Annotated in this window: 20 protein-coding genes; 8 read left to right on the top strand and 12 right to left on the bottom strand. The window is 42.5% G+C overall.

Translation table 11 applies throughout. The annotated features are described in order from the left end of the window. Window positions 1–377: 377 nt before the first annotated feature. From BM124_RS16660 to BM124_RS16635, 6 genes are all read right to left on the bottom strand, one after another. Complete coding sequence (locus tag BM124_RS16660; protein ID WP_093339208.1) at window positions 378–740, bottom strand: YxeA family protein; 363 nt, start codon at window positions 738–740, stop codon at window positions 378–380. Window positions 741–838: 98 nt separating this feature from the next. After that, window positions 839–2,776 carry an FtsX-like permease family protein gene (locus BM124_RS16655; protein WP_093339207.1) on the bottom strand — a complete coding sequence of 646 codons (1,938 nt, stop codon included), beginning with the start codon at window positions 2,774–2,776 and terminating at the stop codon, window positions 839–841. Next, window positions 2,766–3,524 (bottom strand): ABC transporter ATP-binding protein, encoded by a 759-nt coding sequence (locus BM124_RS16650; protein WP_093339205.1) that lies wholly within the window; start codon window positions 3,522–3,524, stop codon window positions 2,766–2,768. Before BM124_RS16650 ends, BM124_RS16655 begins: the two co-directional genes overlap by 11 nt. Before the next feature lie 95 nt (window positions 3,525–3,619). Further along, window positions 3,620–4,618, bottom strand: a complete 999-nt coding sequence (locus BM124_RS16645; protein WP_093339204.1) for a sensor histidine kinase — start codon at window positions 4,616–4,618, stop codon at window positions 3,620–3,622. Continuing rightward, window positions 4,611–5,306 carry a response regulator transcription factor gene (locus tag BM124_RS16640; RefSeq protein WP_010532237.1) on the bottom strand — a complete coding sequence of 232 codons (696 nt, stop codon included), beginning with the start codon at window positions 5,304–5,306 and terminating at the stop codon, window positions 4,611–4,613. The genes BM124_RS16645 and BM124_RS16640 overlap by 8 nt, the downstream gene beginning before the upstream one ends. Before the next feature lie 340 nt (window positions 5,307–5,646). Further along, window positions 5,647–6,585 (bottom strand): helix-turn-helix transcriptional regulator, encoded by a 939-nt coding sequence (locus BM124_RS16635; RefSeq protein ID WP_093339202.1) that lies wholly within the window; start codon window positions 6,583–6,585, stop codon window positions 5,647–5,649. An 87-nt stretch (window positions 6,586–6,672) separates the two neighbouring features. Here BM124_RS16635 and BM124_RS16630 point away from each other — a divergent pair, with 87 nt between their 5' ends. From BM124_RS16630 to BM124_RS16605, 5 genes are all read left to right on the top strand, one after another. Further along, window positions 6,673–7,116, top strand: coding sequence for a VOC family protein (locus tag BM124_RS16630; RefSeq protein ID WP_093339201.1), 444 nt, complete (start codon window positions 6,673–6,675; stop codon window positions 7,114–7,116). A gap of 49 nt (window positions 7,117–7,165) precedes the next feature. Further along, a complete protein-coding gene (locus BM124_RS16625) occupies window positions 7,166–7,504 on the top strand; it encodes an MmcQ/YjbR family DNA-binding protein (RefSeq protein ID WP_093339199.1) in 339 nt (112 codons plus the stop codon). 316 nt (window positions 7,505–7,820) lie between these two features. After that, window positions 7,821–9,017 (top strand): epoxide hydrolase family protein, encoded by a 1,197-nt coding sequence (locus BM124_RS16620; RefSeq protein ID WP_093339198.1) that lies wholly within the window; start codon window positions 7,821–7,823, stop codon window positions 9,015–9,017. A gap of 286 nt (window positions 9,018–9,303) precedes the next feature. Continuing rightward, window positions 9,304–10,164 carry a helix-turn-helix transcriptional regulator gene (locus BM124_RS16615; protein WP_342028646.1) on the top strand — a complete coding sequence of 287 codons (861 nt, stop codon included), beginning with the start codon at window positions 9,304–9,306 and terminating at the stop codon, window positions 10,162–10,164. Between the two features lie 818 nt (window positions 10,165–10,982). Continuing rightward, on the top strand, window positions 10,983–11,936 hold the full coding sequence (locus BM124_RS16605) for a Gfo/Idh/MocA family protein (RefSeq protein ID WP_170841196.1): 954 nt from the start codon (window positions 10,983–10,985) through the stop codon (window positions 11,934–11,936). Between the two features lie 521 nt (window positions 11,937–12,457). Here BM124_RS16605 and BM124_RS16600 read toward each other — a convergent pair. After that, a complete protein-coding gene (locus tag BM124_RS16600; RefSeq protein ID WP_093339192.1) occupies window positions 12,458–12,670 on the bottom strand; it encodes a hypothetical protein in 213 nt (70 codons plus the stop codon). 14 nt (window positions 12,671–12,684) lie between these two features. Next, a complete protein-coding gene (locus BM124_RS16595; protein WP_093339190.1) occupies window positions 12,685–12,996 on the bottom strand; it encodes a DUF2642 domain-containing protein in 312 nt (103 codons plus the stop codon). A 290-nt stretch (window positions 12,997–13,286) separates the two neighbouring features. Here BM124_RS16595 and BM124_RS16590 point away from each other — a divergent pair, with 290 nt between their 5' ends. Next, complete coding sequence (locus tag BM124_RS16590; protein ID WP_093339188.1) at window positions 13,287–14,567, top strand: glycosyltransferase family 2 protein; 1,281 nt, start codon at window positions 13,287–13,289, stop codon at window positions 14,565–14,567. Here the strand turns inward: BM124_RS16590 and BM124_RS16585 are convergent. Together BM124_RS16585 and BM124_RS16580 are read right to left on the bottom strand one after the other, a co-directional pair. Further along, window positions 14,564–15,685, bottom strand: coding sequence for a DegT/DnrJ/EryC1/StrS family aminotransferase (locus BM124_RS16585; RefSeq protein WP_244504384.1), 1,122 nt, complete (start codon window positions 15,683–15,685; stop codon window positions 14,564–14,566). The genes BM124_RS16590 and BM124_RS16585 overlap by 4 nt on opposite strands. A gap of 25 nt (window positions 15,686–15,710) precedes the next feature. Then, entirely contained in the window at window positions 15,711–17,006 is a 1,296-nt protein-coding gene (locus BM124_RS16580; RefSeq protein WP_093339187.1) for a nucleotide sugar dehydrogenase, read from the bottom strand. A gap of 269 nt (window positions 17,007–17,275) precedes the next feature. Between BM124_RS16580 and BM124_RS16575 the strand changes: the two genes are divergently transcribed. Continuing rightward, complete coding sequence (locus BM124_RS16575; protein WP_093339185.1) at window positions 17,276–18,601, top strand: S8 family peptidase; 1,326 nt, start codon at window positions 17,276–17,278, stop codon at window positions 18,599–18,601. Window positions 18,602–18,757: 156 nt separating this feature from the next. On the opposite strand, the gene BM124_RS16570 is transcribed toward BM124_RS16575, so the two are convergent. Together BM124_RS16570 and BM124_RS16565 are read right to left on the bottom strand one after the other, a co-directional pair. Next, window positions 18,758–20,098: an N-acetylmuramoyl-L-alanine amidase gene (locus BM124_RS16570; RefSeq protein WP_093339184.1), complete on the bottom strand. Its 1,341-nt coding sequence runs from the start codon at window positions 20,096–20,098 to the stop codon at window positions 18,758–18,760. Window positions 20,099–20,205: 107 nt separating this feature from the next. Next, complete coding sequence (locus BM124_RS16565) at window positions 20,206–21,417, bottom strand: glycosyltransferase family 4 protein (protein ID WP_170841194.1); 1,212 nt, start codon at window positions 21,415–21,417, stop codon at window positions 20,206–20,208. Window positions 21,418–21,594: 177 nt separating this feature from the next. Between BM124_RS16565 and wecB the strand changes: the two genes are divergently transcribed. After that, window positions 21,595–22,674, top strand: a complete 1,080-nt coding sequence (gene wecB, locus BM124_RS16560) for a non-hydrolyzing UDP-N-acetylglucosamine 2-epimerase (protein ID WP_093339180.1) — start codon at window positions 21,595–21,597, stop codon at window positions 22,672–22,674. Window positions 22,675–22,683 lie beyond the last annotated feature (9 nt).

Here is a 22,683-nt window from a genome sequence, read left to right as displayed (position 1 = left end):
AATCTGCGCTTTGAATGCTGGGGTATATCGTTTACGTTTCATACCCACACCTTAACACATCCTTTTTTCGTGTCTGAAATCTTGGGTCCAGTATATCAGGAATTAAACAAACGGGCCATTTAATTGAATAAAGGTATAGTATCAGTGAAACCGTCACTACGGTTAAAGTAGATGATTGTTATTCAAATGCCTTTTATATGATTGTTTTCCCAGATAAATGATAAATAAAAATAAAAGAATTTCTATAAATAGCGAACAACCGCAATTTCTCAGTGAGAAATTGCGGTTGTTTAAAATAGTAGTTTGTTATTATGACATTAAATAGATGTGATATTTAAGTGTGGTAAACTTTCCCCGCATCAAGAATATATATTGCATTACTCTTCAAATTCCTCTTTGGCTTTTGAGGGAAGTTTATGGGATTTTACCACTTCCCATGTTTTTACGTAGGATCCTTTTGCATCAACCTTTAGATATGAACCTTCCGGTAATATTGTCGAAGAAGTAAAGGTAACCTTTTTTTCATTACCATCTGATGTATAACCTATTAGGGAATACTCATAGCGATGCTGACCCTTTTTTGGTTGATGTTCATCGATTTGAACATATACATCTTCTTGGGAAATAAAAGGATTTCCCCGGTCTAACACTTCTGTCACTGTTTGTGGTAGAAATGTATACCCCACAATTAAAATTAATATTACTACAATTCCAATGCCAATGCCCTTGAGCTTTTTCATTATTCAACATCCTTTCAATACAAAAAAGTAGCTATCTTACAATGATAGAATCAGGCTCTCCGCCGCTATATGCATTTAGACGGCGGAGGACTGCCCGTTTACAATGCTTCTCGAATCACTCGCTTATAGTAACGAACCGATAAAACACCGAAGATCGAGTACAGAACGGTATAAATGGCCATGACGATTACCGTTGGCGTTAACATTTCCGTACCAAATATGAACCAGCCTGATTTGACGGCGAAATAACTGTGCAACAGTCCGAGTATTAATGGAATACCGAAGTTGAAAAGTTGTTTATACCAAATACCACGAACTAAATCGTCCTGGGTAAAGCCAAGTTTCCGTAAAATTGTGTATGTGGGCTTTTCCTCTTCACTCTCATCCATCTGTTTAAAGTACAGAATGCACCCGGATGTAATCAAGAAAGTTAACCCGAGAAATCCGACAATAAACATAGTCAGACCGAGTTGCTGTTTTTGCTGGTTGACGCTTTCCAAGTAACTGTAAGCCGGATTTTTCTCCTCGTTGTCCCAATCCTGAAAGATAGCATTTGCCTGACTCAGCTGATCATCATCGGCAATATCAATCCCGATGTATTCGTAACCGAAAGCTCCTTGGATGTCCGGGTCCAGACTTTTTTCCAGCTGCTGATAATCGCGATCATCCACAACGACAACTGGAAAATTGAGTGACTGAATCCTTGGCAAAAGTGATCTTTCCTTTGATTCTATATAATGTGCATCAATGGTACTGGTTTGACTGGACAGGGTTATGTTGCCCTCCTCTTGAAAGGAAAGGAATTGCGAACTGGAACCACCGACCCCGGTAAGGGCCGCTTCATCCGGCGAAACATTGATGTCCGCTGTTGCTTGGTCACTGACGACCACTATCCTGGTATTCTCCAGTTCACCATTAAAATTGCTCGGAGCCGATTCCAGAGCGTCTGTTATATCGGCACGGACAGTTATAAAATCAATCCGCGTTTCTTCATATTCGATTTGTTCCGCATTCAACTCTTCCTTAAAACTATTGGCATCATCTGCATCTGTAAGGGAAAAGTCATTAGGCGCTATCTGCTGGGCCGATTTTTCCATTGAATAATAGGAAATATACGTGAGCGATAATAAGCCGATTGCCAAAGCAGAAACGGTTGTTATGACCGTCAGCAGTACAGCATTCGACTTCATGCGGAACATGATCGACGACAAGGATAGCACATTGTTAATCGATAAGTAACCGGCTTTCGATTTGCGAATTAGCTGCAGGATAAAGCTGACCGATCCCTTGAAAAACAAGTAGGTGCCAATGATAACCGAACCTAAAATACTCAACATCGCAAAAAAGAGCTGGTTATCAATATCTCCACTGAATAGTTTCGTGGATAAATAATATCCGGTCATAATAAGTCCAATACCAATAATTCCGATCAGTATCTGCATAATCGACATTTTTTTCACGTTCTCTGATTTGGACCTTATCTGAAACAGGGACAGAACGCTCTGCCGGTTTATAAACAAATAGTTCATGACCATAATGAACAGGTAAATGATGAGAAAGACAAGCAGCGTCTGTCCCGTGGCTTTAGCTGAAAAATTTAATGCCGCAACCTGATCAATCCCCGTTATTTGGAAGAAAATAAGTTTGATCAGTTTCGAACCAGCAAAACCGAGAAAAATGCCAATGACTATCGATCCGGCATAAAGGACACTATTTTCGATACTCAAAATGCGAAAAATCTTACCTTTTGTCATGCCAATCAACTGAAATAAACCGATCTCTTTACTTCTACGTTTAATAAACAGGTTGTTGGCATATAACAGAAATACGGTAACAATGGCGATAAGTAATACTGATCCGGTGTAAATTCCCGCTGATCCTTTTGCGGTACCCGACATGGTGTCCAATGCCGGATCAAACTGCAGCGTGACAAATGCAAAATATAGCGCCGCACTAAAGATCAAGGCGAATACGTACAGGTAGTAGCTCCGGATATTCTTCTTCAGACTTTGCCAAATCAGACGGTTAATGCTCATTATAAACACCGCCCAGGACACCTTGTGTTGTCATGATATCTTTTAAAAAGGTCTTCCGTGTTTGATCACCTTTATTGAGCTGGGTATACATTTGGCCGTCTTTGATAAAAACAACCCGTCCTGAATAGCTGGCAGCGACCGGGTCGTGGGTTACCATAACAATCGTTGCGTCCCGTGTGTGATTTAAGTTGTTCAGTTTATCTAATAAATCGGATGCTGATTTCGAGTCAAGGGCCCCAGTCGGTTCATCTGCAAAAATAATGCTTGGTTCGTGGATGAACGCACGCGCTGCCGATGTGCGCTGCTTTTGTCCGCCGGAAAGCTCATTCGGATACTTATTCCGGATGTCATAGATACCGAGCTCGTCTGTTACCTCCTTAAACGTTTGGTTCGCCCCTTTTTTCGATACGTTATTAACGGACAGTGGCAGTAAAATATTTTCCTTGACGGTCAGCGTATCAAGCAAATTATACTCCTGAAAAATAAATCCTAAATGGTGTTTACGGAATGTTGCGAGCTGTTTATCTTTCATCGATGTTAATTCCTGCCCTTGAATGATGATCGTTCCTCGGTTTACCCGGTCAATGGAAGAAAGCACATTAAGCAGTGTTGTCTTTCCAGAACCAGATGCCCCCATAATACTGACGAATTCGCCTTTATCGACGTTAATATCAATCCCTTTTAAGACTTCTTGTTTATTAAATTTGTTTCCAAAGCTTTTATGAATTTTCATTGCTTGTAACATCATGTCCTCACTCCTTTAAACTATTTCCATCATAAACGTATGCCATCCATTTTTCCTACGATTCACCGAACAAATGATACTGGCATGTGACAATCTTGTCACATGCCAGTAATCGCAACAAATTCACTTTTGTTGGGGAATGTTAATGTAAATGTCGACCCTTCTCCGACATTGGATTGAACACTGATCTTGATGTGTAATGGTTTTAGCGCATTTTTTACCAAATAGAGTCCCATACCAGATGAAGCGGTGTCCTGATGGGCAGTAGTAGAGGTGAAACCGCGGTCAAAAATGCGCGGCAAGTCTTTGGCATCAATACCTCTGCCGTGGTCCTTGATGGCAAGCGTTGTGTGCTGTTGTTCACGGTAGCTGGTGATCGAAATATCGGCACTTTCCGTATATTTGATGGCGTTGGTTAACAGCTGCCGAATAATGAAGGCAAGCCATTTGGCATCCGTTAAAACCTCCTCTATTTCTAAAGAAACGTCAAAACCGATCCCCTTGCGCATACACCAGGATTGTAATGCTTTTATTTCCTGAAAAATCAGTGGTTCCAGGTTGGTTTGTTCGATATATAAGTCGTTTTCCATAAAAGGAATGCGCTTTTGATGCAGCTGCTGATCAAGAAGTAGGTACATTCGCAGCCATTCGTACTTTAATTGCTCTTTAACCTTTTTGTCTTCTACGCGTTCAATCATAAGCTGCATTGCGGTTAGTGGTGTTTTCACTTCATGGATCCACGATAAAAGCTCATCTTTTTCCTGTTCTAGTTTTATATTGTGCTGTGAAAGCTCATTTTTGTACTGTTTCGTTTGCCCATCAAGTCGTTCTTCAACAATTTTTTCGAACGGGCTCGTTCCCTTATTTATATCGGTTAAGTCGTAATCACTATCCCGTAGTTGTTTATAAAATGCTGTTTCCTTTTGATAGCGGACGATGACAAATACAACCAGGATAACAGTCGATAAAAAAACAATATATAACACGGGACGGACGGTGATACTCGGGTCGATCAGGGCAATAAAAATCGTAAGCAGTTGTAGCCCGATAAATAGGATTAGCCAGCTGCATCGCTCGATTAAGTACTTTTTAATCATTTGGTTGGGCCACCTCTTTTGCCTGATAGCCTTGCCCGACTTTTGTCTCGATAAAACGGCCTAATGCGAGTTCATCCAACCGCTTTCGCAGCCGGTTCACATTGACGGTCAAGGTATTGTCACTAATAAAACGTTCGTCATCCCAAAGCCTCTGGATGATTTCTTCGCGGCTGACAATTTCGTTTTTACGCTCGATTAAAACTTTCAGGATGTACATTTCATTTTTCGTTAACTCAATAGTACCTTTCTGATTGGTTACTGTATTTTTGGCATAATCAAGCGTCGCGCTATTCCACGTGCGCAGTTCTATTTGCTCCGTGTTGTAATCATAAACGCGTCGGAGGATCGCTTGTATTTTTGCAATCAATACATCAAAGTGGAACGGCTTCTGAACATAATCATCCGCGCCAAGCTGCATCGACATGACCATATCGGTAGGATGATCGCGGGAAGATAAAAAGATAATGGGAACATTGGAGTGCGTCCGAATCATCCGGCACCAATGGAAACCATCGTATTTCGGCAATTGAATATCAATAATAACCAAGTCTGGTTTTAGGCTTGTAAAATCTTGCATGATTTCATTAAAGCTACTTACACCGTATACTTCATAATCCCAACTGGAAAGGCGTTCCTCTATTTCTTGAAACAAGCTTGTATCATCTTCAATTAGCAAAATGTTGGACAATGGAATCACTCACTTTTTGAAACATTCTCTAGTTCTATTGTAGCGAAACTGTTTTATCGTGTATAATGCAGTGGTTATGAAAATATTCAGTTAAATGTTATAAGTGTAATTAGGTTTTGTGATAAGATTGAAGTAAAAGAACATGTTGGAACATGCGGAAACGTAGCAATATCAAAAGTAATGGTTACCTTTTGTTCTTCAATACCAGCTAAATATCGGAAAAGACTATTCAGCAATCGGGCGCGATTCCTTAAGAAGAATCGCGCTCATTTCGCATGTAAGAGCCATATTCTGAAGTAACACATTTACAGGACAGGTTTAAAAATAGGCACTACAAGCTCTAAATACCATTAAGTAAATCCTTATAGTATTTTCTTAATTTTTCTTTTAAAATAACAGGCTCAATTATTTTCATGGATTTTCCAAATCCGGCAAGGTATTTAATGATAAAATCAAGCTCCTTTGGCTCATATGTACCGACAATGTACATATTTTCTTTCTCATGAACTAACTTCATCGATGGGTAATGTTCCTGTAGAAAAAGCTCCGCTCCCTTCCGGTCAACTAAACATTTAAATTGAACGGCATTTTCAGATGGTTTCCAAAGAGAATGAGCACTTTTCATCGTCATTTCATTTAAACCCGCTAGTGGTTGGATCTCTGTTATTTCAGCCGATGTTATGCGGTCACAACGGAAAACACGGTAAGCTTTTTTACATATGTCATAAGCCTGACAATACCAATAGCCTTTCATCGAGTAAATCGAGATTGGTTGTATCGTCCGAGTACTTGTTTGTGATGTTTTTTGATAGTCTACTTTTAATACTTTATTTTTTACAGATGCCGTTAACAAAGGTTCTAAATGTGCACTATCGGCAATTTGTTCTGTATGTCGAAAGGCAACCCGGTTTTGCATTCTTTCTATTTCTTGTCTTTGATTATCCGATAATTCGTTGAGGAATTTTTCATGGATGGAACGAAAAGATACTTGAAAAGGTAAATTTGAGAAGCTTTGCAGTGCTTGCATGGCGAAATAAAGTGCAAAGACTTCTTGACTGTTGAAGGAAATCGGCGGAACCTGGATTTGATTAAGCAATCGATAGCCTCCGTAACGACCATATTCAGCATAAATTGGTGCACCGACTTCCTCTAACGCTGCGATGTCTCTTAACGCCGTTCTTTTTGATATTTGAAATTCATGCATTAAATCTTGAAGTGTAAAATGTTGTTTTTGATTGATGAAGCGCAGCATTTGATTGATACGTTCTGGTTTTTTCATAAAAACACCTCTTAATGGTGCCTTAATTCGTCACCTTTATTGACTATACTTGAAAGTGTAATCAATTATGATGAAGGAGGCAACAAAATGAACTTTGAAGTAATCCCGTTTTTATCTTTAAATGGAGAAGCTGCGGCGGCAATTGCATTTTATGAACAATATTTAGGTGCTACAGTTCTTTTTAAGAAAAATTATAAGGAAATGAGGGAAATGAATCCTCATTTTAGTTATGAAGAAGGCCAGGATGAATATATTACACATTCTGTCTTAGAAATAGGAGCTAATAAACTAATGGTTGCGGAGGAAGCAATGGATACTTCGCGCCCCTGGCAATTAGGTAACAGTTCGTCATTGTGTATTCAGTCGAAAGATAAGGATGTCATTACGAACCTTTATGATTCTCTCGTTCAACATGAAAAGGTAACCGTATTAGTACCACTGAAGAAAAATACGTTCAGCCCCGGGTATGCGATTGTACGAGATCCGTTTGGAATCGTTATACAGCTTTGTGTAACGGTACATGATTTTTAATATTAGAGAGGTGAATAAAAGAGTGAATTCACAAGGAAAGTGACATGGAATGCTCATAAAGGCGCGCAAAATCAGCCTTGCACTTCCCGAAGCCATTGACCATATCGATGGTTTCGGGCACACTTCCTTTCAAATCAATGGAAAATCTTTCGTGAAATTAACTGAAAGGGCCGGTTTGTCATTTAAATCAGATCGGGAAATGCAAGAGTTTTTGCTGCAGAACGAGAAGTTTTTCAAAACCACTCATACAGGGAATCACGGCTGGGTATCTATTAAAAATCCGCGTGAAGGAGACTGGGATGAACTTAACGAATTGATCCAAGAAGCTTATTTACGCGCCGCACTAAAGCATTTGGTTAAGGAATGGATTGAGCTGCATAAGAAGTGAATTTATAATAGCAGCTAGGAAGAAAGATGTGATTGGTTAACGAGGTTGCATTGATAAATTTATTCCATTATTGGGCGCCATTCTGTAATAAGAATTTGAGCTCAGCATTGACTTCTGAAGAAATGCTCTTTTCTTGTCAGACGTTTACTAACAAGTTTTCTTAAAGGTTTTTATTATTTTTCTAATAAGAGGAAAAAATGATCGTTTTATATACTTGATTAATTTATTATCTGAAATTTTTTAATCCTGACATACAAGATGTCAGGATTAATGTTTTATTATATGATTATTCAAATATAGAAAGGTGTTTTTTTATATGAGTAATTTTAATAACAAACAAGCAAAGTACACTTCAAAGCAAGCATCTGATTCCATTCAACCATTCCGAATCGAGGTTTCAAAAGTCGATCTTGATGATTTAAAAGAACGGTTAGGCCGCATCCGTTGGCCGGAAGAACTTGCGGGAACCGGATGGGAGCGTGGTATTCCAAAAAGTTATTTGAAGGAACTGGCCGATTATTGGAAAAACAGCTATAATTGGCGTAGGCATGAAGCAATACTTAACGAATTCCCTCAGTTTATAACGAAAATTAACGGGCAAAACATTCACTTTCTTCATATTAAGTCGCCCGAACCTGATGCAACTCCGTTGATGCTCATTCACGGTTGGCCAGGATCATTTGTTGAATTCCTAGATGTTATTGATCCCTTAACCAATCCCCGGTCCCATGGCGGACAAGCTGCGGATGCATTCCACCTTGTTATTCCATCAATACCGGGCTTTGGTTATTCCATACCATTGGGTGAGCCAGGTTGGACTCCTAGCCGTATGGCGAAAGCTTTTATTCGTTTAATGGATGGGCTTGGTTATCAAAAGTTCGGGGTGCAGGGCGGTGATACAGGTGCTTTTATTGCTCCTGAAATGGGGCATCTTATCCCGGAGCGAATCGTGGGGCTACACCTAAATGCTTTACTTACCTTTCCATCAGGTGAAGAAGGTGAGCTGGATAATTTGACGGAAGATGAACAAACACGAATGACAAGGTTGGAAACGTTTAATGATGGTTATTTGCAAATTCAGTCCAAAAGCCCACAAACCTTAGCTTATGGACTAAATGATTCTCCAATCGGTCAACTCGGCTGGATTGTCGAGATATTCAAAAAATGGACGGATCCGATGGATGGTTTGCCCGAGGAATCAATTGACCGCGACCGTATGCTGACGAATGTTAGCCTATTCTGGTTTACCGGAACTGCCGGTTCATCAGCCCAGGTTTATTATGAGTCCATGCATGACGAATCAGCTTGGATACCAAAAGGACGAGGTACAATTCCGACTGGTGTGTTGTTATCCCTCTCCCACGATACAGCCATAAAGCGCTTGGCAGAAAAAGATCATAACATTGTGCATTGGAATGAATATGAACATGGAGGACATTTTTTTGCATTAGAACAACCCGAACTTTTTGCTGAAGACGTACGAATGTTTTTCCGTCAGGTCCAATCACAATAGCCTGCCTTTGCTGGAAGCAATTTCTTTATAGCCAATGTTTTTACTGTATGTTTAATCTAAAAACTCCACTTTGATACTAAATAAAAGGTGCGTCCCTCCCTGCGGGAACCACACTTAAGAAACTGGGAGGGGCCATTATTCAATATTAAAGAATATAGTTGTTGATAGTGTCTCCAAGCAGAAAAAAATCTTTTATTAATGGTTTTATCTACGAACCAAGGTAGTTAGAAAAGTTTATTGCCGTGAGGTGTGAAAAATGAGGCTCGATCGTCTGCTAGGTATTACGATGACCTTGTTAACGAAAAAAAGAGTGACAGCGACTGAGCTAGCTTCCAGATACGAAGTCTCTGTTCGGACCATTTACCGTGATATTGACTTGATTAGCCAATCCGGTATCCCTGTTGCATCATTCTCCGGAACGGATGGCGGTTTTGAGCTTTTGAGTGGGTACTTTTTAACAAAACAGCACTTTACAATTGAGGATTTTTCGATGATCTATCATTTACTCAAAGGTGTTGAGGGAGCTGTCGGTGGGGCTAAATATACGGCGTTACTCAATAAGCTAAGCACATTACAGCCCGCTTTGTTAAATTCAGAGCGCCAGGATAAAATTACTTTTGATATCAGCGCTTCAGATGAACAGAAAGCTATTATTCTTCCTTTGCTGGAGGCAATTGATCAATTAAACAAAGTAGTGTTTACCTATACGGATGCTTCCGGTCAGGTGTCAGAAAGGAAAGTAGAACCTCTAAATCTTTTATGGGAACAAGGCAGTTGGTATATGAATGGTTATTGCTTATCAAGAAAAGATAAGCGCCTTTTTCGAGTTTCAAGGATCGATAATCTCAACGTGTTGGAAGAGCATTTTCATCGAAGATCTGAATATAAGCGGCCGAAACAGGAAAGAGGCATAGATGTACACCTCCGTTTTGATTTGACTGCATGTCCACGTGTGTTTGAACAGTTTCCGGGGAAGTTTACAAACCACGGAGCTTTTATTGATGTACAAACTATTTTTTATTCAAGGGAGTATGCGGTATCAGTCATTTTAAGCTATGGAGAAAAAGTTGAAATCATTTCTCCAGATTACCTGCAAGATGAATTGCTTCAACAGATCAATCATGTCCAAAACATCTACTTGGATTGAAGCGTTGAATTTATGGCGGCAGCATTTTTGTGCAGCGTATGTACGTTAGGAAGGGAAAGAAAAATTTCTCTTGCTATGGAATAAAGTTCTTTACTGAATTCAGCTGTTGAATCTTACACAAACGGGCGCGATTGTATAAAAATCACAAGCCTAATTCCTTGTTCAAAAGAAAGGGAATTAGGCTTTATAATTTATTATATAGTGCAAAATATGGCCCAAAAAATGTGCAAAATAGCGATAAAAGTGACAACTTAAGAGAATAAAAAACAAAGAAGAAACTATCACTATCATTCCAGACAACTTACCTAGTCAAGTGTAGATTTGCAAAAGTATTGGTCATCCAGTTCACCAATTGAGTTCCCCTTTACTTCGCAGTATTCCAAAATAGCACGGGGCAGCTTTTTGTATTTAACAGTTGACCTATTTTAATAATGCTGTCATGTCATATTTTTCTCCACCCATGCTTGTGTGTGTTCCAGCCTCTAAAGAAATGGATACTCCTCAGCCCAGTTCCCTAAAAAACAATCTGGTATCCGTCCCTTGCCGACTCACGACGTTCACCGACCCCTCCGGCACATAGCTGTTTCCGCTTTTTCTGCTTGACATTACCTTTTTTACAAAGGCTGTGTTGATCGTGATCTCCTGTCCTGTGCTTACGTTACCTCCATCCTTTTTCAATACTTTCATAGTCTGTAATCTATTATGACCTGGTAGGCCTGCGTTTGTTTCCTGATCCCGCCGTTTCTCCGGCTGAGCGTGGTCATACTATAACGTAGTTCGATTACATGTACTACTTGAAAAAGGAGGCCGGGTTCATCATGAAGGTCGGAGTTGTAGGAGCCGGAAACATGGGCGAGAATCACATTCGAACGTACAAGTCTTTATCTGATTCCTGCCGTCTGGCTGGAATTTATGATGCAAATGAAAAAAGAAACCAACAGATGGCCCAAAACTATAATGTCCCCCCCTTCTATTCACTGGAGGAGTTATTAGAGGAAGTAGATGCCGTTAGTATTACAGTGCCGACCCCGTTTCATTACGACGTCGGTCTGCGCTGTATTGAAAACAAGGTGCACATGTTGATGGAAAAACCAATCACTTCCACGATCCAGGAGGCCCAAACGTTAGTTAAAAAAGCCGGGGAACAAGATCTCATCCTGCAGGTGGGACATATCGAATTATTTAACCCGGTCATTCAGACATTAAAAAAAGAAATACAGGATCAGAACGTAATCGCTGTCGATACGCACCGTATGTCCCCGTATCATTCAAAATTCAAAGACATTGATGTGGTCCACGATTTAATGATTCATGATCTTTATATCATTAATGAACTAATGGAAGATGAATTAAAAGAATTTTATACAGTGGGACAGTTAATGGAAACGTCCCCAAAACATGCTATTGTAATTGCTGAGTTTAAACAGGGCGTGGTGGCGCAGGTCACAGCAAGCCTGCAATCCAACAAAATGATACGTACGGTTCAGGTTTTAACAGAAAAGGCTTACTTTACAGCTGATCTTCTGCGAAATGAAATTAACATTACACGTACCGATAAACCAAAAACAAAAGATTTCCCAAGTACCGTAACAAGGACGATACAAATCCCCCCCTTCTATCAGCCGTTGACCTTTCAACTGAAAGAATTTATCTCTTGTATCAAGAACAACACACAACCGTTGGTAAGTGGGACAGACGGCATTAAATCGCTCACGATTTCCAGTGAAATCAGCGAGGCGATTAAAAAACAAAAAGGGAATCGTAACTCCTGAGGAGCTGTATCAAAAGGTGCAGCTCCTTTTCTGTAATATAGAATATTCGCCCAAGGCAGAAGCGGAAGGCGGCGACGCCATTTTAGCAGTTCGCCGGCTAAAAACGGTCACGTCCTGTGACCAACGCCGGCACTAGAACATCCTGTTCGTCGAAGCAGCAGCCGAAGATCCCATCAAACGGCGGCTTTACCGTTTGATGTAGCTGAGGCGCTGCCCGCGGCAAAGAAGACACGGTGAGCCCCCGGCGAGCCGATGTCGCCCTTGTGCTCTGGAGTGCAAGCGTCCGCCTGCAGCGGATGCTTTAAAGTTTAATGGCTTTTGATACAGCCCCTTTTTTAAGTAATATAAGCACAGAACGCCTGCAGCTGGATGTTGAATACACGGATTTTTATACGTTCGGATACTATAAAAAAAGACCTTAAAACCTGCTTCTTTAAGCAGGTTTTAAGGTCCCATCCTTTATATTAAGAGTGTCTCCATGGGAGCTTTTCTGTGTCCACGATGAGATTAACAGGCATTAACTATGCTGCTGTGGCTGGAAAACGAACGTAGTTGATGCTGTCAATAGAGATATACAACCTGTTTCCTGATCCATATCCGTTGGTCGTGTCAATGGTGATTAAATTACTGTTAACGCTGATCAGTAAGCCTTCGACCAGATTCTCGCTTGTCGCTACTTCAATTCTTGAACCAAGCCGCGTCGCTAATTCTGCAGCAAACGTGTTCTCAAACAATGTGAAACCCTCCTTTACAGTTCGTTTACTGTCTCGATATTTTCATAACGGACAAGGACTTGAGCCCCTGTGTCATCCACCAGCACAATATAGTCGCTTTGGACGGATAAGAGCGTACCGTCCACTACACCAAACGGGGTGGTCACCTCAATCTGTTCCCCTACCAAGGAACATAAAACTTCCCGCAGTGTATCAGGGGTATTAGGGGAGCATGTGGTGGTGTCATTGTTAGATGACGTTCCCCCTCCGATATTCGCACTTACATTCGACAACTGGTTAACCAGCTGTTCTATATTTGCGGATGCCGAGGCGTTCACTCTAGCCATATTAATCCTCCTTTCTTCTTTTCAATATATTAGATGCAGGGATAAGGGGTATTGTATAGGGAGACTACTAACTCTTCTGCCTATTTCAAAAAGTTTCCACAGTTGTCCTCTATTAAAAAAAGCTCCAGCGCCCCGGGCAGCCGGACGCTGGAGCTGGATCCAGGAAACGCTGACATTATGCACTTTCTGATACTATAAGAAACACAACAATATATTCATGAACCCTCCGGCTCTTTCTATCATAGGTATAAATATTCCCCGCCCCACAGAAAAAACAGGAGGGTTACGAAGTGAACGATATAACCGCTTTACTGTTCGGATATTCGAATAGAAAGACATTACAACAGGCGCTCTGCTCCCTTGAAAAGATACACCATCGTATAAATATGGTTATGGTCCTGGATCCGGCCAAACAAATTGGAAACGAAGCAAAACGTCGCAGTTTCGATGTTTCCTTTATTCCGGAGCACGACCCGGGAAGCGCTTTGAACCGGATTTTGTCCTCTATTAAGACGTCCTATATTTTGTTCTTACATGACGATGACTATATCTCTTCCTCCTTTCAGCCGTCCTATGTAAACCTTGATCCTTATAAATCAGTAATGACCGTTCCACAGCGCATAGGAAGAGCAGTGATTGAGAAGCCGTTCCTGATAAGAACGAGTATTGGGAATCAAAACCCTTTTCCGTCCATCCGCCAGCTCCCTTTTCGAGAAGCGCTGCTGCCTGCCTGGCTCAGCGCGTTAGAAAATCACCACCTAACAGCGGGGCAGCTGGATGGGTTGAAAAAAATAAATAAAAACACTTCCAAAAGTGAAAGGGAAAAGATTCATTTTTTAACGAAATATGAAACTACTTCCATGAAATCAAAGACCCCTTCTCTTTCGATTTTTATAGCCAATTATAATATGGGCTCCTATGTGGAAACAGCATTGCTGTCCTGCATTTTACAGAACGTCCAGCCGGAATCCGTTTTTATTATTGATGACGGCTCCACAGACGATTCCCGCAGCCGGCTTTCTGAATGGAAAAATCACCCCCGGGTAACATTCATTGCAAAAGAAAACGGCGGAAAAGCCAAGGCTCTAAATGACGTCCTCCCCCGCGTTTCCACCGAATTTGTGATGGAACTGGATGCAGATGACTGGCTCGATCCGGATGCGGTATCCATGGTGAAACATTATCTTCAGGACCTGCCGGAGCCAGCATGTGTTTTATATGGAAACCTCCGGCGGTGGAAGCAGACAGCTGACGGTGGTGTTTTATATAAAGGCCTCTCTAAAGGAAGGCCTGTGCGTGCGAAAAATGATCTATTATCCTACCGCTTTCCACTTGGCCCCCGGATCTACCGGACATCTACGCTGAAACAAATCGGAGGGTTTCCGGTGGTCCCCTTTGAACATGGAAGGCTGTACGAGGACGTCAGTGTTTTAATGAACCTTTTCAGAGAAGCTCCTTTGTTTTTTCAAGATTTCACCGTATACAACGTTCGTGAGCACAAAGAAAGTATTACAAAAAAAAATCATTCCAAATGGAATGACTTTTATAAATCGTGGTTAGGCACTGATTAATCTTTCTGCTGGTCAAAAAATCGGATCACATTTGAAATGATATAGTTTTGTTTCTTAATAGAAAGCTCTGGATAAATAGGGAGAGCCAGAATCCGTTCTGCCGTTTTTTCGGAGACAGGAAAACTTCCTTTTTGGTGCCCCAAATAATGGAAAGCCTCCTGCAGATGAAGAGGGACCGGATAATAGACAGCAGATGCGATGCCGCTCTTCTTCAAATGGGCAGCTAATTCATCCCGCTGCGCTGTTTCTATACAATACTGATGGTACGTCCGTCCCTCCTGCTCCCTCGTTTCCGGAGTCTTGACGTATCGGTTTAACTGTTCGGTATACCGCTTGGCAATTTCCTTTCTTTTATGCAGAAACAGATCCAGGTATTTAAGCTTCACCAGTAATCCTGCTGCCTGCATTTCATCCAGTCTGCTGTTTACACCTATGGAAGAATGCTGATACCTCATTTGACTGCCGTGATTTCGGAGTTCACGAACGTTGTCACAAATATTCTGTTCATTGGTAACAATCATTCCCCCATCTCCAAAGGCACCAAGGTTTTTAGACGGGAAAAAAGAGAAGCATCCGATATTCCCAATGCCCCCCGCTTTTTTATCTTTTATCTTCGTTCCTACCGCCTGGCATGCATCTTCAATCACTTTCATGTTGTATTTTTCCGCCAGCTCCAGAATGTCTTCCATGTCCGCTGCCTTTCCGAATAGATGCACGACGATCACTGCTTTGGTTTTTGTGGTCACCGCTTCTTTTATTTTCTCTGGGTCGATGGTATACGTTTGTTCCTTAATATCTGCAAAAACCGGTACAGCACCGGTTAGGGCAATCGCTTCTGCAGTTGCAAAAAAAGTGAACGGGGTCGTGATGACCTCATCACCGGGTCCGATATTCAACGCTTTTAATGATAAATACAACGCATCGGTTCCGTTTGCCACCCCAACAGCATGAGCTGTGCCGGTATAGGCAGCGATTTGGTTTTCTAGTTCCTTTCCTTTCGCTCCCAGCACATATTCTCCGCTTTTCAGGACGGTTTTCATTTCTTTTAACAGCGGGGCTTTCAACAAATCAATTTCTTTCTGAAGATCCACCATGGGGATAAACTCTGTGCGGTTCACTATCTTTCACCTCCCTGTCCCCTTGTCACAAACCTATTCTTTCGTAGTGAATCCCTAAAGCCATAATTTCTTCCTTATTTAAATCATTTCGTCCATCAAAAATCAGTTTGCAATTCGTAAAGTCATCAAAAGAAAGAAAGTGATATTCATGATGAAAAGCTTGAAGGATGATTGTATCGATTTGGGAAATTCTTTCATCTTCCAGTGATAACGGGATCATATCATACGTGGAAATTTCCTGATCCGTAAACAATGGATCGTTTACGTAGACCCGCGCCTTTCTCTGTTTTAGTGCTTCTGTCAGAAGCAATGTCGTGGTTTTTGTCGGTTCTTTTACATTTCCTCGATAAGACAGCCCCAAAATCAGAACATTTTTATGCTCCAGGATTCCCAGGTAATCTTCGATTTTAGCAACAGCATAGGCTGCCATGCTGTCATTTATTTTTCTCGCCATGGGAGTCAACCCGTCCTGCAGCCCTCTTTTTATAAAGAAGTAGGGATAAATGGGAATACAATGTCCTCCTACTCCAATTCCAGGAGTGTGAATGTGCGAAAACGGCTGACTGTTGCTTGCTTTAATCGCCTCCGAAATGTCTACTCCTTTTTTCTCGGCATAGACCGCTAATTCATTGGCAAGTGCGATATTGACATCCCGGTAGACGCACTCCGCTGTTTTGGAAAATTCCGCTGTTTCTGCGGAATCTACTTCTATCACTTCACAATGAAGGGATTGTTTATAAAAAGCCGAGGCAGCCTGCAGTCCTTTCCCATTTGTGCCTCCTACTATTTTCGGATAGTGCTGCAGGTCGTGGATCATTCGATTGGAGTATACTCTTTCCGGGCTGTACGCTAAATAAAAGTCAGCGCCGGCTTTTAATCCGGAGATATCTTCAAGCTTCCTGCCAAACCTATTCCGTGTATCTCCTGCAGGCAGCGTCGTTTCAAAAATCACAGTCGTTCCTTTAGTTAGTCCTGTTCCTATATCTTCCACCGCAGCATCCATAAACGAATAATCCACCTCATTATCTTCACTAACTACAACGGGAACGATGACGACCACCACATCCGCTTCAACCACCGCCTCCGGTGTATGCTGTACAGCCCGCAGTCTGCCATTCTGAACGACCTCCTGCACCAGCTGATCCAATCCAGGTTCATTCTTTACGTGGGAAAATCCTTTATTTACAAGTGTCACGACTTCCTTCTTACGATCAGCTCCAATAACATCAAACCCACTATCAGCAAAAACCGCTGCCAGCGTCAGCCCAATTTTCCCTAATCCTACAACAGCGACAGTTTGCGCTCTTTTGTTGTGATTCATGTCTCTCCTCCTCTTTTCCACTGCTCTGTTCCGCTTCTCATTTCATACTTTATGTGGAAATTTAGTTGATGATTGGACTATCAGGAGGGTTGGAATAGTTTTGGTTATCTCATTCAAAAAGATAGAGAAGATACCTATCTGCTTCGTCTTTCCCTTCACGGCCGCGCTGGTTAGATCCTGCTTCACAAATCTATTTAGACATTCTGCCGTTCCTATCATTCTTTCGCTCTCATAGTGTGCGAGCACACGAAAAAGAAAGGATGATAGCAATGTTCCATTATAAAATGGTTACGTTAATGCGTTCCCAGGGCAGAAAAATGGACCGTCCGCTGCGGGAAGAAATGCTCTATTCCTACGACTTTTTAAAATCTGTTCCTTGTTTTCTCCACAACCTCATAGACCGGATGATTACCAGTCGAAAAAAACTACCGGTTATCATAGGATTTCATTATGATCAGTGCAGCGAAGGTCTGCAGGAAATCGAGGGCCTGTTACACAGCCACCAGCGTTGTAAAGTGAAAAATTATTTTAACAAAGCTGCCTGCTGCAGTGCTGAAGTTACACCCAGGGCCCTGGAAGATATCCTCTCCCGCAGTTCGAGGATTCGAAAAGTATTCTTGAACCGGGAAGTTAACGCGCTTCTGGACACTGCTGTTGCGTCCGCCGGTGCCAACAACGCGGAAAGCAGCGGCAGCTCTTTGACAGGGCAGGGGATTACAACAGCAGTCATCGATACCGGGGTGTATCCTCATCAGGACCTTTCCGATAGAATTGTTGATTTTGTAGATTTTATAAATAACAGAGACGAACCGTATGATGACAATGGGCATGGAACTCACTGTGCGGGGGATGCCGCTGGAAGCGGCGCCGCGTCCGGCGGTCAATACAGCGGCCCCGCCCCGGAATCCAACATTATTGGAGTTAAAGTACTGGATAATAGAGGTTCCGGCACATTGGAGTCCATCATGCTTGGCATCGATTGGTGTATGGAATATAATCAGCAGGATATGGATTACTCCATTGATATTATGAGTATGTCTTTAGGAAGTCCTGCCCAAAGGTATGAGGAAGAAGAGGATGATCCGATGGTACAAATGGTGAATGCCGCCTGGGATCAGGGTATTCTGGTTTGTGTGGCTGCCGGAAATGAAGGACCCGAATCACAAACCATTGCCAGTCCCGGAGTCAGTGAAAAGATCCTTACCGTTGGAGCACTTGATGATAATAATACGAATACCAGAGATGATGATAAAGCGGCCGGCTTTTCCAGCCGCGGTCCTACCATCTACGGAAAAACAAAGCCCGATCTTCTGGCGCCCGGGGTTGACATTGTCTCGCTTCGCTCCCCCAATTCCTATGTCGATCGGACCCGGAAAAGCAGCAGATTGGGCAGCTATTACTTCACGATGTCCGGCACGTCTATGGCCACTCCCATTTGCGCCGGCATTGCCGCTTTGCTTCTTCAAAATAATCCGGATGCTTCCCCTCAGCAAATAAAAGAACAACTGTTGGCCGGAGCAGATCTATGGAGAGACAGGGATCCAAATATTTATGGAAGTGGATATATCAACGCAGAAAACTCTACAGACGAATAGCAAACACTTCGTCCGAAGAAAGTCTCTGGGACAAAACTCCAAAGTGAATGAAAAATTCCGAACGATTCCTTCAAGGAATCGTTCGGAATTTTTGTGTTGCATTAAACACCGCTTCATCAAAACACTTCGCTTTCCGTTGGAGAGGCTTCTTTGTTTTTACGTTTTTATATTTTCCAGTACATCCTCCATTGTGTTCCGGCTGAATTTAATAAGTCGTTCATACACGTTTAAGATGAGCTGCCCGTAGTCGCTGCCGGGAACAGCCCATTTTCCATTTAATCCGGTCCAGGAAGGGGCTGATCCTCTTTTTATCAACTCAAACCTGGAATCCAGCAGCGGATAAGCTGATGGAAGATCTGACGTGGAGGCATAAGCATACAAATGCTGCAGGTGGGCAATCACGCCGTCTTCCGGTTTGTCAAAGCTATCTCCGGGATTGTCAGGCCCTGTTGCGCCCAGGCCTCCGTAATTGTTTTGTTCAGGCTGAACGACACCGGTGAAACGAAAATAGTCGGTTTCATGCAAAGCCTGCGCGAAAGCGATATCTCCTCTGATCCCGTAATACGCTCCATATTCCAGGTAATAGACTCCAATTTCAGGAGCCTGGTCATTAATGGATTTCACGTATTGATCTAACAAATGGGGAGATAAGACCATCTCGCCTAAAATGGAAACCCCATTGTCTTCTTCCATCTGCAAAGTATCTTCATCTACAAGAATAAAAGCATCTTCTATTCCTAAGCTCCGGATTGCTTCCATTCGTCTTTCTGCATTCTCTCTGTATTTAAACGCTCCTGTCTGCACCCGGTATCTCGTTTGATTGGAAACCACAGCCTCCACTACGACAGCCTCTATCCCGTTCGATTGAAAAAACGACTGTCGATTATCAGCATTATCCCGGACCTCAAAGGATCCTGCTATCACTTTATAGACAGAGCCTGCACTTTGCTGGTGCTGCAGATTAAATGCTTCTTCCAGTCCATTTACATGGCCGCGGGCCACAGACTGCCTCCATTCACTGCTCGCCATGAAGGAAGCATCACCGGGGTTATCGATAAATCCATTCTCCGTTAATAAAGCGGACATTGCTGATTCCCGCAGCACGTGGAAATCAGCCTTTTTTCTGCCTCTGTCGGGCAGGGAATGAACAGCGGTAACGTGGTTGTGCATGATATTTCTGTACGCCGCTGTCTTTGATGAGTCAGGTAACCCTTGATAGATATAGTCTTCATACCCAGAAGCCTGACCATTGAAAGCATTGCAGTGTATCGATAGGAAATAGTCTGCATTCCATTCATTGGCCTGACTGGTCCGTTGTTCCAGACTGACAGTGGTGTCCGAGCTGCGGCTCATTCTAATCTCTACATTCTGGTACTCATTTAATAAAATGTTCCTTAGTCTTATAGCAATGTCCAAGTTTATATTTTTTTCAAGCAGGCCGTTTCCGGCTGCGCCGGAATCGTTTCCTCCATGACCGGGGTCCAAAAATAGTTTCACAAGAGCACCTCCTTCTCTGTCACAGTATGGCAGGAAGAAAATACACGTGTAGATAGACATACCACTCACGCGAAACTTGATGGAATAGACTACTGTTTACCTTCTTCTCATAATCTTTCATACAAACGAAGCAGTTTCTCTTCCATGATCCCCCAATGATAATGCTCCTCCATACTTCGCCGGGCTTTTTGGCTCATCTTCTGAAGTTGTTCCTGATGGTTATAAAGATAGAACAACGCATCCGCATAATCAGCAGCCGAAGCCTGCTCCTTGTCTACAATAAATCCGCACTGATGACGGTGGATCATATCACTCATATCCTTACAACGATTCACCAATACAGGAACGCCATTGTTTAAGTAGCTGAAAAATTTATTAGGAACCGCGTAATGATTGTTCAATGAATGCTTCGCATCAAGATCCACCAGTCCGATGTCCACCTCTTCCATTGCCTGTGGAATGTCTTCATAAGGAAGCCATCCGTGCAGATGGACGTAAGGCTTCAAATGAACAGGAACAGAAAGTTCTTCTTTTTTATCAGCAGCTAAACCGCCTATGATACTTAGATGCAGATCAAAGCGGGATTTACTGATCTCCAGCAGTTGAAACAGTGTTTCTGCTTTTCCCCTGCTTCGATTGACGATTCCTTCGTAACCGAGGACCAATCTGTTTTTATTATATGATTTGGGTTCGTATGCCGGCGTTAATGGAGGCGAGTTAAAAATAACTTCTACAGGCACACCGGGTTGAACAGCGTGATACCAGGATTTAATCGATTCGGATACGGTAATAACATAATCGGTTTCTTGCAGCATGGCCGTCAGCATTTTCTTCATCGTTCGTTTCCTGCCCTCTCCGATAGGGCTTTTCGGGTCCGGCACCAGCTCATGGCTGTCATAAATCAATGAAACGGATTTTTTGCTGGAACCAAGGGCCCGTTTCACACCAACTCCTGCATACAGGGAAAAAAACTCGTGAGCATGATAAATATCTGCCTGCTCGGCAATACCGAGTCTGGTCAACGTATTCGTAAAACGGTCTGCTTTCCCCGATTGTACATGATGATGCAGTAATTTATACTTTTTTTCAAAATGTATTTGTTCATACGTGACGATCTTAATGCCTTCATGGATGAACGTATCTTGTTGAAATGTATCCCGAAACAAAGTCCCGTCGATATGAAACAACAGGCCCTGTTTCTTAGGCACAATCATTGTTACATCATATCCGTGGTGGAACAGGGTTTTGGCTTCTTTTTTAAATATTCTTGCATCTAAAAACGGATGATCCGCTACTAAAAAACAGACTTTCTTTTTCATCCCTTCCCCCCTCCTCATCCAGGATGCTTTCCTTTCATTTTATGTTACGTTATGTACAAAAACATAAAAATTATTTAGGTTCTATCCTTGTGTTATCTGATGGGGCAGGGCGTGCTCTCTTTTCATAGCTTACTGTAGCTGCTTCATAAACAAAAAAAGCATGGGAGGAAAAACGAGATGAAAATGGTAACCGTACTAGGAGCCAGACCCCAGTTTATTAAAGCCTGTATGTTATCCAGACTTCTTCAAGACGACGACAATATCAATGAAATCATCGTCCATACTGGACAGCATTATGATAAAAATATGTCGGATGTATTTTTCACGCAGCTGCAGCTTCCGGCCCCTGATTACAATTTGGGCGCAGGCTCAGGGTCTCATGGAAAACAGACCGCAGCCATGATGGTTCACCTGGAAGAGGTGATAAACACAGAAAAACCCGACCTGGTGCTTGTTTACGGAGATACAAATTCCACCCTTGCCGGCAGCCTGGCAGCGTCCAAGCTGCATGTCCCCGTTGCCCACGTAGAAGCAGGACTTCGCAGCTTCAACAAACGGATGCCCGAAGAAATAAACCGGGTCGTGACAGATCACCTGTCAACCATCCTGTTTGCCCCTTCTCAGGCAGCTGTGGATCATTTAGCCCGGGAAGGAATCAGCGACGGTGTGTATCAAACGGGAGACATTATGTATGACGCCGTTCTTCATTATAAAGAAAAAGCCTTTCACCAATCAGACATTCTCGAGCGGTTGCAGCTGGAAGCAAAAGATTATTATCTTGCCACGGTTCACCGGGCAGAAAATACAGATGAGCCCAACCGGTTAAAGAATATTGTTAAAGCCTTTCAACAATTAGATAAAAAAGTCGTTTTTCCCCTGCATCCAAGGACAAAACGCGCGTTGGAGAAGGGGAACGAGGGCACAAATTCCAATATTCTGTTCATTGAACCATTGAACTACCTGGATATGTTAGTCATGGAAAGCCAGGCCAAAACGATTTTCACGGATTCCGGCGGCATTCAAAAAGAAGCCTATATGCTTCGCACTCCGTGTATTACACTACGGAAGGAAACAGAATGGGCGGAAACCGTCCGGGAAAAATGGAATACGCTGCTGGATCCTGCGGACCTTTCAGAATGGAGAAAAGCTGTTGCCGATGTAAATATCCCCCACTCCTATCCCCCCCTTTTTGGCGATGGGAATGCAGCGGGCCAAATATACCGTATTGTAAACAATCTCCCCTTTGCCATGTCCTAAAGGGGAGAT

The sequence above is a fragment of the Salibacterium halotolerans genome, from assembly GCF_900115625.1.
In the GTDB taxonomy this organism is placed as follows: Bacteria; Bacillota; Bacilli; order Bacillales; family Marinococcaceae; genus Salibacterium; species Salibacterium halotolerans.
This window is presented reverse-complemented; position numbering and strand designations above follow the sequence as displayed.